This is a genomic window from Erythrobacter sp. 'gip.4 top 5' (assembly GCF_056495765.1).
Genome location: NZ_CP200270.1, coordinates 588,594 through 600,574 on the forward strand (window position 1 = coordinate 588,594; position 11,981 = coordinate 600,574).

Below are 11,981 nucleotides of genomic sequence, written 5' to 3' on the forward strand. Positions count from 1 at the left end.
CAATGGGGCTTGGCAATGACGAAATCCTCCGCATCCACCGTTTCGCGCGGGCGCACGCGCTGGGGGCTGTGGCTACTGGCGATCATCGCGGTGCTGGTGAGCGGCGCGGCCTGGGCCTTCCGCGAACCGATCAACGGCTATGGCAGCATCGCATCGGCCTATTCGGCGCGGGTGGGATGCTCGTGCCGCTTCGTCGCCGGTCGCAGCCTCAAAGATTGCGCGAAAGACAAGCTGGCCGGGATGGAATTGGTGACCTTGCGTGACGATTCCGAGGCCAAGAGCGTCACGGCCCGCTTTCCACTGGTGGCCGAGGCGACCGCGACCTACCGCGAAGGCTATGGCTGCGTGATGGAGCCGTGGGAGAGTTAAGCGGCAACCTTTTGCGTCGAATCGATCCAGCCGCCGCCGATCACACGGTCCCCGGCATAGATCACCGCCGCCTGTCCGGGTGCAACGCCGTATTCGGGTGCGGCGAAGTGGATCGTTACGGCCCCGCCGTCCCCCAGGTTGCCTTCCAGCGTCACCGGCACCGGCTGCGCCATGCTGCGCACTTTCGCGGTCAAGGGTTCGGCAGGCAGCGGGCCGATCCGGTTGGTTTCCGTTACGCGTGCTGCGTGAACGGCCAGCATCCGCTTGGGCCCGACCCGCACTTCGCGCGCCGAACCATCCAGGCTAATGACATAGAGCGGTTCGGGCTGGCCCCCGATTTCGAGGCCTTTTCTTTGGCCAACGGTGAAATGGACGATGCCCTTGTGGGTACCGAGCACCGCGCCGCTCGCCGCGTGAACGATATTGCCCGGCGCCGCGCCTTCGGGACGTACCTTGGTGACGATCGCGGCATAATTGCCGTCGGGGACAAAGCAGATGTCCTGGCTGTCAGGCTTGGCCGCGTTTCTGAGGCCCGCCGCTTCCGCCAGCGCGCGCACCTGCGGCTTGGGCATTCCGCCCAGCGGGAAGCGCAGGTAATCGAGCTGCGCTTCGGTGGTGCCGTAGAGAAAATAGGACTGGTCGCGCGCCGGATCAAAGGCGCGGTGGAGTTGCGGACCGTCTGCTGTCATCACCCGGCGCACATAATGCCCGGTGGCAAGGCAATCCGCGCCCAATTCGCGTGCCATGCGAAACAGGTCAGTGAATTTCGGGCCCATGTTGCAGCGGATGCACGGGACCGGCGTGCGCCCGGCGAGGTATTCGTCGGCGAATTGTTCGACCACCTCTTCGCGAAAGGCGCTTTCGTGATCGAAGACATAATGCGCAATGCCCAGCCGGTCGGCCACGGCGCGCGCATCGCGAATGTCGTCGCCCGCGCAGCACGCGCCCTTGCGGCCCGTTGCCGCGCCGTAATCATACAGCTGCAGCGTGATGCCGATCACCTCTGCGCCGGAGGCGGCGGCTAATGCCGCCACCACCGAACTATCGACTCCGCCGCTCATCGCGACAACAATTCGGCAATCGGCGGAGGCGCGCGGCAGATCGAACAGCGCGGCGGCATCGGGTCCGATGGGGGACGCAGCCACCAGGCCGGGTTCAAGAAGGTCAGGAATTGTCATGGGCAAACCATTACATAGCGACGGCTCGCCCGCTTCGCCAGTGGCGGCAATCGTGCCCCGGCACTTGCCGCCCACGCCAGCACTATTCCTAATCTTGGGTAAATGGCGGTTTTACCGGATTTTGACGTCCTCGGGTTAGAAGGCGTGATGATGTTCGAGAAAACCAATTCTTTCAACGTGCAACGCGTTACGAAGTCCGGTGCCAGCGCCGCGCCGGAGAACACCCGGCTGCGGACCACAACCACCTCCGGCGGTGACGAGGCCATTGCAACACGCCTTTCGCGGCGCACGGGCGAGGCGTTGCGCGCAGTCGAATGGAGCGAACTGACCGCCCGTCTTAACGCGGCCCGCGATCTCAGGCTGCTGCTGCGGACCGAATCGCAGGCGCCGGTCGAATCGGTCGCAGCCAGCTTTGGCGATGCAGCGGCAAGTTACTTTGCGCTTCTCGGTGATGACGAACCAGGCGTTAACCTTGATGCTTTAGACCATTTGAAAGCCTTGAGTGCCAATGAAGGGTCTGGCGAGGCGAGCGGCCTTGGCGATGCGAAAGGATCACACGCCGATGCCCCGTGCGGCGATGCGAGAGACAAGCGATGATTGAGAACCAGGATATTCGCCCCGCACAAGTCATCGGCCCGCTAGGCGAGCCGCTGACCATTGCCGACCTGCCGTCACCCCAGACCAAGCGTTGGGTGGTGCGCCGCAAGGCCGAGGTGGTGGCTGCCGTCAAAGGCGGACTGTTGACCCTTGACGAGGCGTTGGCGCGCTATGGTCTCACGCTCGAAGAGTTTGCCTCGTGGCAGCGCGCGGTTGACCGTTCAGGGATGCACGGCCTGCGGGTCACCAAGATCCAGCACTACCGCGACCTTTACGAGCGCCAGCTTAAGTATTGATCGCCTAATTTCCTTGATGCCTGCGACTCGTTTCATCGCGCCTTTAAACCGGCTCACCCTCTTGATGTTGCGTGGCTGCGACACTTCGCGCCAGTGATGTCCAGCGGGCTGGACAATGCCTTTGTACAGCTTCGCCCCAAGAGGGAGAAATGGGATGATGGGTTTTCTTTGGTTTATCGTCATGGGCGGGATCATCGGCTGGCTGGCCAGCATCGTGATGAAGCGCGATGCATCGATGGGATTAGTGCTCAACATCATCGTCGGCATTGTCGGCTCGTTTATCGGCAACAGCATTTTTGCCTTCATTCTGGGCGGCGGCGATCTTGGTGCCTGGCCGCCGAACTGGTCGGGCGTACTGGGCGCATTCATCGGGGCAGTGGCCTTGCTTGGCATTCTCAACCTGATCCAGCGGGGCAAGCTTCGCTGAACCTGAACGTCGCCGTTCCCTTGCGGGGCCCCGCTCCCGTCGTCTGACCGCCCTTCGTCTGACGGGAACGTCACCTGTCGATGCGCGCATTGCTGCAACACGCGCAACCGATTATCTGACATTGCCAACGGTGACTTAGGCGAGTAATACACTCAGGGTTAAATCGGCTCCGGCAGGAACCGATTGGCCGGGTGAGGGAACGGCGATGAATTACGAAACGACGATCAGGGCTGAAGCCGCCGACGGGGTGACCACCGATTTTTCCGGTGCGCGCAGCCTTGATGCGCCCGCTGTGCCGCGCTGGTTGATCATCGGCGGCCTCGGTCTGTTTGCGATATTGTTGGCCATCGCCGCTTATTTCGCGCTTGCCGGCGGCGAACCGATCGCCGCAGCGGATGACAACGCGCAGGCGCCCACCGTTACCGTTGTCATTCCGGGAATCACGACGGTTTCCGGCGAGATTGAGGCCCCCGGCACTCTCGCCGCGCGGCGCCCGATGCCAGTGGGCGTGGTGGGCGAAGGCGGGCAGGTGCTGCGCGTCAATGTCGATGCAGGCGATTGGGTCCGGCAGGGCCAAGTGCTTGCCGTGATCGATCGCAGCGTTCAGACGCAACAAGCCGCAGCCCAGTCCGCGCAGATTGACGTGGCGCGGGCCGATGCCAATCTGGCTCAGGCCAACCTCGACCGCGCGGCGCAGCTGGTGGAGCGCGGGTTCATCTCCAAGGCCGATATCGACCGGCTGACCGCAGTGCGTGATTCCGCTGTGGCGCGGGTCAAGGTCGCGCAGGCCCAGCTGGGAGAACAACGCGCACGCAACGAACGCCTCAATATCTACGCGCCTGCTACCGGCTATGTCCTCGCCCGCAATGTCGAGCCCGGCCAGACCGTTGGCGCGGGCAGTCCGGCGTTGTTCACCATCGCCAGCGGCGGCGAGATGGAAATGCTCGCTCAGCTCTCCGAAGAACAACTGGCCAAGCTTTCAGTCGGCACGATGGCCACGATTGTACCGACCGGATCGGAAAAGAGCTTTGCCGGACAGATCTGGCAGGTCGCTCCGGTGATCGATGCCACCACCCGGCAGGGCACGGCGCGCATCGCTTTGCCGTTCGCGTCCGAATTGCGCCCCGGCGGCTTCGCCACCGCACGCATCAAATCCGGAAACTTCACCGCCACAGTCCTGCCCGAAAGCGCGGTTCAGGCGGATGACGAAGGCAGCTATGTCTTCGTTGTGGGCGCCGACAACAAGGTCGCGCGTCGCGCGGTCAAGACCGGCGCAGTAACGGCGAAGGGCCTCGCCATTACGGAAGGCCTCACCGGCAAGGAGCGCATTGTGCTGCGGGCCGGTGGCTTCCTCAATGCCGGCGAAACCGTCAACCCGCAGACTCCGAAGACATAGGCCGGCAGCCATCTGCGCAGGCGAATGGCGCGTAACTGACCGGGAGCGGTCATAAGATCAGCGAAACACAGGCAGGAATATCATGGCACTTCGCGACATATCGGCCTGGTCGATCCGCAATCCGGTGATCCCCCTTGTGCTGTTCACCGGGCTTCTGTTTGCCGGGATCGTCAGCTTCCTGCGAATGGACGTGACCAATAACCCTGATGTCGATTTTCCGGCGGTGGTCGTCAATATTGTTCAGCCCGGTGCCTCCCCGACCGAGATCGAGAACCAGATCACCCAGCGGGTTGAAAGCACGCTGCGATCGATCAGCGGAGTCAATTCGATCCAGTCGACCGCGCGCGAAGGCAGTTCCAACACCTTTGTCGAATTCGAGATCGGCACCAACCTGATCGAAGCGGTCAACGAGGTCGAAACCGCGATCGATTCGGTGCGCGGTTCCCTGCCCGATGGCATCCTCGAACCGCAGGTCTCCAAGGTCGATGTTGTGGGTGAGCCGATTGGCTACACTGCGGTTGAAGCCGATGACATGACGCTGGAACAACTCAGCTGGTTCATCGACGATACCGTCGCCAAGCGGCTGCTGAAGATCGAAGGCATGGCCGAAGTGCAGCGGTTCGGCGGAGTCGACCGGCAGATCGAAGTGATCCTTGATCCGGCGCGGATGCAGTCGTTTGGCGTCACCGCGTCGCAGATCAACGCCGCGCTACGCCAAAGCAATCTGGATGCGGCAGGTGGCCTTGCCGAGATTGGCGGCACCCGCCAATCGCTACGTGTGCTCGGCAATTCGGACACGGCCTTTGCCCTGTCGCAGACCCAGGTCCAGCTGGGCGGTGGGCGTTCAGTCCGGTTGGCCGATATCGCCCGCGTGCGCGACGGCTATTCGGAACGCACCTCGATCAGTGAAGTGAACGGCAAAGAGGTGGTGAATTTCCTGATGAACCGCGCGCGCGGAGCATCGGATCTGGCGGTCTATGACGCCGCGCTGGTCGAGATGGACAAGATCGAGGCCGAAAACGAAGGCGTCAAGTTCATCAAGCTGTCGACCAGCACGACCTACACCCGCGCCCAGTATGAATCATCGATGTGGGCGCTGGTCGAAGGCGCGGTGCTGGCGGTGATCGTGGTATTCCTGTTCCTGCGTGATTGGCGCGCAACCTTCATCAGCGCGGTCGCCATTCCGCTTTCGGCGATCCCTACCTTCTTCTTCATGGATTACCTCGGCTTCAATCTCAATTTCCTGTCGCTCCTGGCGCTGGCGCTGGTGGCAGGCGTGCTGGTCGATGATGCGATCGTGGAAATCGAGAATATCGTGCGCCACATGCGCATGGGCAAATCGGCCTATCAGGCCAGCATAGACGCCGCAGACGAGATTGGCCTGCCTGTGGTGGCCACCAGTTTCTGCATCGTCGCGGTGTTCCTGCCGGTGGGCCTGATGCCGGGTGTTTCGGGCCAGTTCTTCCAGAACTTCGGGATCACGGTGGTGATCGCGGTGCTGATGTCACTGGCCGTAGCGCGCATGATCACGCCGTTGATGGCGGCCTATTTCCTCAAGTCCAAAGGCCACGCCGAACATGGCGAAGGCCCGATGATCGAACGCTATATGCAGGTGCTGGCCTGGACGCTGGACACTGGCAAGATGGCAGTGCGCCGCGCCGGGCTGGATGGCCCACGCCACCGCGCCGGCTATGTATTCGGCCTGCTGCTTGCGGTGCTGGCGCTGCTGATCGTGCCAATGCTTGCGATGTTCGAACTGGCGAGTGGCTCGGTTTCGGCCATGATTGCAAGCAACGCGGGCGCCGTGCCGCCGTGGGAGGGCCTGATTGGTTTGGGCGTGCACAAGGACATCGCGACTGTCGTTTCTGCCGATACGAACGCCATGTCCCACAAGGCTGTGTCCAAGCTGTTCGAGGTGGTCATCGTCCTGCTGATTTCCTTGCTCTCTTTCTTCGCCGCTTTTGCTGCGTTCAAGGCCATCGAGGCTCCCGCAGGCGGGAACAGCGCCTTTGCCCGCACCACCCGCTGGATGACGGCGCGATTCTACGATCACCGTGTCTGGATGCTGGGTATTGGCTGGTTTTCGTTCTTGGTCACGGTCCTGCTGTTCGGCCAGATTCCAAGCCAGTTCCAACCCACCATCGATGATGAAAACAGCCGGGTCGAAATCGAGATGGTGCCCGGCACCACGCTCGCCGAAACCAAGCGCGTGGTCAATTCGGTTGCAGCGCGCCTGCGCACCGAGCCCGAGGTCGAACGCCTGCTCGAACGTATCCGCTTGGGTGACAGTTCATCCATTTTTGTCAAATTGAAGGATGATCGGGCCCGCACCTCGATCGAATTTGAGCGGGAGCTTGCGCCCGACCTTGCGCGGTTCCCCGACGCGCGCGTCAGGTTCCAGTCGCAATCGGGCGGGTTCGGTTCGGGCCGTGACATGACCGTGATGCTCGCGGGCTCCGATCCGGTGCTGCTGGATCAGACTGCTGCCCAGCTGGTCGAAGAAATGCGCGGGTTGTCCTCGCTGGTGGCCCCGCGCGTCAGCGCCGATCTCAACCGTCCTGAAATCATAATCACCCCGCGTGACAAGATCGCGGCCGAACTGGGCGTCACCACGGCGGCCCTGTCCCAAACGATCCGGATCGCGACACTGGGCGAGATCGAACAGAACGCGGCGCGTTTCTCGCTTTCTGATCGCCAGATCCCGATCGTGGTGCGATTGTCGGAGGCTGCGCGGGCCGATTATCGCACGATTGAAAACCTGCCTGTGCCGCTCGCCAATGGCGGATCGGTGCCGCTGAGCCGGGTGGCCGATATCAGCTTCGGCTCCGGGCCGACCGCGATCCAGCGTTATAACCAGAACCGCCGCGTGCTGGTGGGGGCTGATCTCGCCGCGGGCGTGCTGAAAGGCGACGCGCAGACGCAGATTGATGCGCTGCCGGTGTTGCAGGACTTGCCCGTGGGCGTGATCCGCGATGTGGTGGGTGAAGAAGAATGGCAGGCCGAACTGATCACCAATCTCATCATCGCCATTATCTCGGGCGTGCTGTTGGTGTTTGCGGTGCTGGTTCTGCTGTACAAGCGGTTGATGAGCCCGCTGGTCAACATGACCTCGCTGGCGCTTGCGCCACTGGGCGGCGTTCTGCTGATCTGGCTGCTGGGGATGCCCAATTCCATGCCGGTCTATATCGGCATCCTGTTGTTGCTGGGCATCGTCTCGAAGAACTCGATCCTGCTGATCGACTTCGCGATCGAGGAAATGAACAAGGGCGTCGGCCAGCGCGATGCGATCATGGATGCCGGACACAAGCGCGCTCAGCCAATTGTGATGACCACCATCGCCATGACCGCCGGCATGGTGCCGGTTGTGCTCAACGGGTATCTGGGCGGCGGTGACGGCGCCTGGCGTGAGCCGATGGGCTGGGTGGTGATCGGCGGGCTGGTTGTCTCCACGCTGCTGACGCTGCTGATCGTGCCCGCAGGCTTCAGCCTGGCCGACAGTTTTGAAAAGCGCGCTGGCCCGTGGCTGCGTTCGCGGATGCTGACCTACAAGCCGGGCGATGATGGGGACGATGCCGTCGCGCCTGCACCCGTCCCGGCAACAACGCCTGCGCCCGCCTTCCGCTTCCCCGGCCTGGGCAAGCCGGCACCGGGCAGCGAGCCGGCTGAATGATGGTAAAGGCGTGACGAACAGGGCTGAAGCGGGCTAAGGCCCCGGCATGGCGACACGTTTCTCACGGCCCCTGACCCTGGACGGTCAGCCTCTCACGGTTGATCGCGCCCGGCGGATGCGCTGGACCGCGACGGGGATGCTGGCGGCGATGGCGGTAATCTTCATCGCCACCCACGGTGCCGCCACAACCGGACATCCCGCGTGGGGATACCTCAACGCCTTTGCCGAAGCGGCCATGGTGGGCGGATTGGCGGACTGGTTTGCCGTGACCGCGCTGTTCCGCCACCCGTTGGGCCTGCCGATCCCGCACACCGCGATCATTCCGGAAAACAAGGACCGCATCGCCGATACTATGGCGCAGTTCCTGCGGGAGAACTTTCTCACCCCTGCGGTGGTGGCGCGGCGCATGGCCAGCATGAACATTGCCAAGGCCGCCGGCGAGTTTCTGGCCGCCGCGCCCGAGCGTGGGCCCAAGGGCGAATTGGTGGATGAACGGTCCCGCATCACATCAGGCGCGGCAGAATTGCTGGCCGAAGTGCTCGAATCGCTCGACCCAGATAGGCTCGGGAATCAGGTGCGCAGCGGTCTTGCAGGCCAGTTGGCCAAGCTCGACATTGCACCGCTCGCCGGACGGATGATCGAGACAACAATGGCCGACAAGCGCCACCAGCCGTTGATTGACGGCGTGGTGCGCTGGGCGGGTCTGACGATCGAGGACAACGAAGACACGCTGCGCGACATGATCCAGCAGCGCGTGGCCGGCGTGTTGCGCTGGGCCGGGATCGACAAGACAATCTCCTCCAGCGTGCTCGACGGGCTCTACAAGCTGCTGGCCGAGGTGTTGGTCAACCCTGATCACCCGTTACGCTCGAAGATTGAGGAAGGCCTCGCCAAGCTGGGGCAGGATTTGCAGCATGATCCCGAAACCCGCGCCAAGGTGGAAGCGATGAAGCGCGACCTGATCGCCAATCCCGCCGTGGCGGTGTGGTGGACCGGGGTGTGGGAACGCATCCGGCGCTCGCTGATCTCCCGCGCGCGCAATCCTTCGGGCGGGATGGGTGAAGATATGCGCCACATGCTGGCCGAACTGGGTCAGGCGCTGCAAGCCGATATCCGGCTGCAACTCCAGATCAACCGCTTTGCGCGCCGCACCGCAGTGGGCGTCTCCACCCGCTATGGCGATCAGATCGTTCGGCTGGTGTCGGAAACGGTGCGCCGCTGGGACGCGCGCACAATCACCGACCGGGTCGAAGGCGCGGTGGGCCGCGATCTGCAGTTTATCCGCATCAACGGCACGCTGGTCGGCGGTCTGGTAGGGATGACGCTGCATTTCCTGACAACAGCGGTGCTGTGAGAGGGTGCCGGCCGCTCAGTTCATCCTATAGGTGATTGACGTCACGAAATAGGATTTCATTGCCTGGCCGCTGGCGTCCAATGCCGGTTCGAACTGCGCTTCACGCATGACCTCGCAGGCCGGGCTTTCTAGGGTCTTCGTGATCGTGGCCTTTAGGATGTGGCAATCTTCGACGGTACCGGTTTCGCTGACGATGACCCGCAACCGCGTGATACCCTGCTCTCCGGCACTGCGCGCGCTGGATGGATAGCGTGCCAGGATCCGGCGGGTGATCTCCTGCTGGTTGGTCCACTGCGGTAACCGCGAGGCGGTCTGGTGGCGCTCAACGTCGAGGCCCCATTCGGTAAGCAGGCCAGATGTGCATTGGTTGAGCACCGAGAAAGCCTCGCCCAATGGGCCTGTGGCAAAGCGGACTTCCCGGCTGCCCTGTTTGAAGGACATGTAGGCAACTTCGTCAGCGTGGGTCGTATCGAGCGCGGGCAGCACACTGCCAGTTTGCCGAACGCGCGAACCGGCCTTGTCATAGCCGAGATTGACGCGCGAGTAGACGAGCGCGTCCCCGATGCCTTCGACCGATCCCTTGAAGGGCGTTGTTTCCAGCGCTGCGCGCCCATCGGCGATCTGCAAGCTGGTCTCGGCCTCGTTCTTGAAGCGGGTGAAGGACTTCCCGGCAACGGTCAGCCCGGCGCCACTGGCCGGCCAATATTGCTCGAAGAACAGCAGATGGTCGTCGGTGCCGTCACTGAACATTCGGGCAAGTCGGCATCTCTCCTCACCAAAATCGGCGTTCCATGGCATCGTCGGCTGCAGCACGATGGGGGCGGCCTGTGCCGGCAAGGCACAGACGGTGGAAGCAAGAACAAGAGCAAGGGTCGCACGACGCATAAGAAAACCTCCGACAGTCGGGGAAGACTGCCGGAGGCTCATGTCAAAATAAAGTCGCTTGCGATGAACCGCTTACAGCGCGTCCGTCAGCTCCGGCACGGCGGTGTAGAGATCCGCCACAAGGCCAATATCCGCGACCTGGAAGATCGGCGCGTCTTCATCCTTGTTGATGGCGATAATAACCTTGGAGTCCTTCATGCCGGCAAGGTGCTGGATCGCGCCCGAAATGCCGATGGCAAAGTAGAATTCCGGCGCCACGATCTTGCCGGTCTGGCCAACCTGGTAATCATTGGGAACATAGCCCGCATCCACTGCAGCACGGCTTGCGCCGATGGCGGCGCCAAGCTTGTCGGCCAGCGGCGTGATCGTGCTTTCAAAGGTTTCGCTGTCCTTCAACGCGCGGCCACCCGAGACGATGATCTTGGCGCTGGTGAGTTCCGGACGCTCGCTCTTGGCGATTTCGGAGCTGACGAAGCTGGAGATGCCGGCGTCACCGGCACCGCCGACCGCTTCGATCGTGCCCGAACCGCCCTCGATCGCGGCCTTTTCGAACGCGGTGCCACGCACGGTGATGACCAGCTTTTCATCGGTCGCTTCGACCGTGGCGATGGCGTTGCCGGCATAGATCGGGCGAGTGAAGGTCTTGGGGCCTTCGACCGACAGGATTTCGGACACCTGCATCACATCGAGATGCGCTGCCACGCGCGGGGCCACGTTCTTGCCCTGCGTGGTGGCAGCAGCCAGAAACGCGTCGTGGTGGCCCATCAGTTCGGCCGCGAGCGGGGCGACGTTTTCTGCAAGGCCGTTGGCATAGGCCGCGTCATCGGCAACGTGCACCTTGCCGACGCCTGCGATCTTCGCTGCCGCCTCGGCAACCGCGCCGCAATTGTGGCCCGCAACCAGCAGGTGCACTTCGCCCAACTGGCCGGCAGCGGTGATGACGGCGAGTGTCGCGGCTTTCACCGCAGCGTTGTCATGTTCGACGAGAACCAGAGTCTTCATCTCAAAATGTCCTTAAACTGAAGGGCCGGCGTGCTTACGCGATGCCGAGCGCTTTGACCTTTTCGACCAGCGCGGCGACGTCGGCGACCTTTTCGCCCGCCTGACGCACCGGCGGTTCAGCGACCTTGAGGGTCTTCAGGCGCGGGGCCAGATCGACGCCGTAATCGGCAGCGGTCTTGGTGGCGAGCGGCTTTTGCTTGGCCTTCATGATGTTCGGCAGCGAAGCGTAGCGCGGCTCGTTCAGACGAAGGTCGGTGGTCACAATGGCGGGCATCGCAAGCCGCACGGTCTGCAAACCGCCATCGACTTCGCGCTTCACAATCACATGATCGCCATCGACTTCAACGGTGTTGGCGCCGGTGCCTTGCGGACGGCCCAGCAGCGCGGCGAGCATCTGGCCGGTCTGGTTGGAATCATCGCTGATCGACTGCTTGCCGAGGATGACGAGGCCGGGGGCTTCCTCATCGGCAATTGCCTTCAGGATCTTGGCGACGGCCAGCGGCTCCACGTCTTCATCGGTCTCGATCAGGATGGCGCGGTCGGCACCCATGGCGAGTGCGGTGCGCAGCGTTTCGGCGGCCTTGGCCGGCCCGACACTGACAGCGACGATTTCGGTGGCGGCGCCCTTTTCCTTGAGACGGATGGCTTCTTCGACCGCGATCTCATCGAACGGGTTCATGCTCATCTTGACGTTGGCAAGGTCAACGCCCGTGCCGTCGGCCTTGACGCGCGGCTTGACGTTGTAATCGATCACCCGCTTGACGGGGACGAGGATCTTCATGGGGCGTTCCTTCCTCTCAAAGAATC

General features: G+C 62.8%; 11 protein-coding genes. 7 read left to right on the forward strand and 4 right to left on the reverse strand.

From position 1 onward, the window contains the following. Positions 1–15: 15 nt before the first annotated feature. Entirely contained in the window at positions 16–369 is a 354-nt protein-coding gene (locus ACRANW_RS02885) for a hypothetical protein (protein ID WP_479433061.1), read from the forward strand. Here the strand turns inward: ACRANW_RS02885 and mnmA are convergent. Then, complete coding sequence (mnmA, locus tag ACRANW_RS02890) at positions 366–1,547, reverse strand: tRNA 2-thiouridine(34) synthase MnmA (RefSeq protein WP_479433062.1); 1,182 nt, start codon at positions 1,545–1,547, stop codon at positions 366–368. The two genes, ACRANW_RS02885 and mnmA, sit on opposite strands and share 4 nt — an antisense overlap. A 102-nt stretch (positions 1,548–1,649) precedes the next feature. Here mnmA and ACRANW_RS02895 point away from each other — a divergent pair, with 102 nt between their 5' ends. The 6 genes from ACRANW_RS02895 to ACRANW_RS02920 all read left to right on the forward strand — a co-directional run bounded on the left by ACRANW_RS02895 (position 1,650) and on the right by ACRANW_RS02920 (position 9,287). Continuing rightward, the gene (locus ACRANW_RS02895) at positions 1,650–2,144 is read left to right on the forward strand and encodes a hypothetical protein (RefSeq protein ID WP_479433063.1); all 495 of its coding nucleotides are present in this window, start codon (positions 1,650–1,652) and stop codon (positions 2,142–2,144) included. Next, the gene (gene sciP, locus ACRANW_RS02900) at positions 2,141–2,440 is read left to right on the forward strand and encodes a CtrA inhibitor SciP (protein WP_479433064.1); all 300 of its coding nucleotides are present in this window, start codon (positions 2,141–2,143) and stop codon (positions 2,438–2,440) included. Before ACRANW_RS02895 ends, sciP begins: the two co-directional genes overlap by 4 nt. 154 nt (positions 2,441–2,594) lie before the next feature. Then, positions 2,595–2,867, forward strand: coding sequence for a GlsB/YeaQ/YmgE family stress response membrane protein (locus tag ACRANW_RS02905; protein WP_479433065.1), 273 nt, complete (start codon positions 2,595–2,597; stop codon positions 2,865–2,867). 205 nt (positions 2,868–3,072) lie between these two features. Beyond that, a complete protein-coding gene (locus tag ACRANW_RS02910; protein ID WP_479433066.1) occupies positions 3,073–4,263 on the forward strand; it encodes an efflux RND transporter periplasmic adaptor subunit in 1,191 nt (396 codons plus the stop codon). Positions 4,264–4,345: 82 nt separating this feature from the next. After that, positions 4,346–7,933 carry an efflux RND transporter permease subunit gene (locus ACRANW_RS02915; RefSeq protein WP_479433067.1) on the forward strand — a complete coding sequence of 1,196 codons (3,588 nt, stop codon included), beginning with the start codon at positions 4,346–4,348 and terminating at the stop codon, positions 7,931–7,933. Between the two features lie 46 nt (positions 7,934–7,979). Further along, a complete protein-coding gene (locus tag ACRANW_RS02920; RefSeq protein WP_479433068.1) occupies positions 7,980–9,287 on the forward strand; it encodes a DUF445 domain-containing protein in 1,308 nt (435 codons plus the stop codon). Positions 9,288–9,302: 15 nt separating this feature from the next. On the opposite strand, the gene ACRANW_RS02925 is transcribed toward ACRANW_RS02920, so the two are convergent. The 3 genes from ACRANW_RS02925 to ACRANW_RS02935 form a co-directional block, all read right to left on the reverse strand. Next, the gene (locus ACRANW_RS02925; protein ID WP_479433069.1) at positions 9,303–10,172 is read right to left on the reverse strand and encodes an energy transducer TonB; all 870 of its coding nucleotides are present in this window, start codon (positions 10,170–10,172) and stop codon (positions 9,303–9,305) included. 72 nt (positions 10,173–10,244) lie between these two features. Continuing rightward, a complete protein-coding gene (locus tag ACRANW_RS02930; protein WP_479433070.1) occupies positions 10,245–11,174 on the reverse strand; it encodes an electron transfer flavoprotein subunit alpha/FixB family protein in 930 nt (309 codons plus the stop codon). A gap of 34 nt (positions 11,175–11,208) precedes the next feature. After that, a complete protein-coding gene (locus ACRANW_RS02935; RefSeq protein ID WP_479433071.1) occupies positions 11,209–11,955 on the reverse strand; it encodes an electron transfer flavoprotein subunit beta/FixA family protein in 747 nt (248 codons plus the stop codon). Positions 11,956–11,981 lie beyond the last annotated feature (26 nt).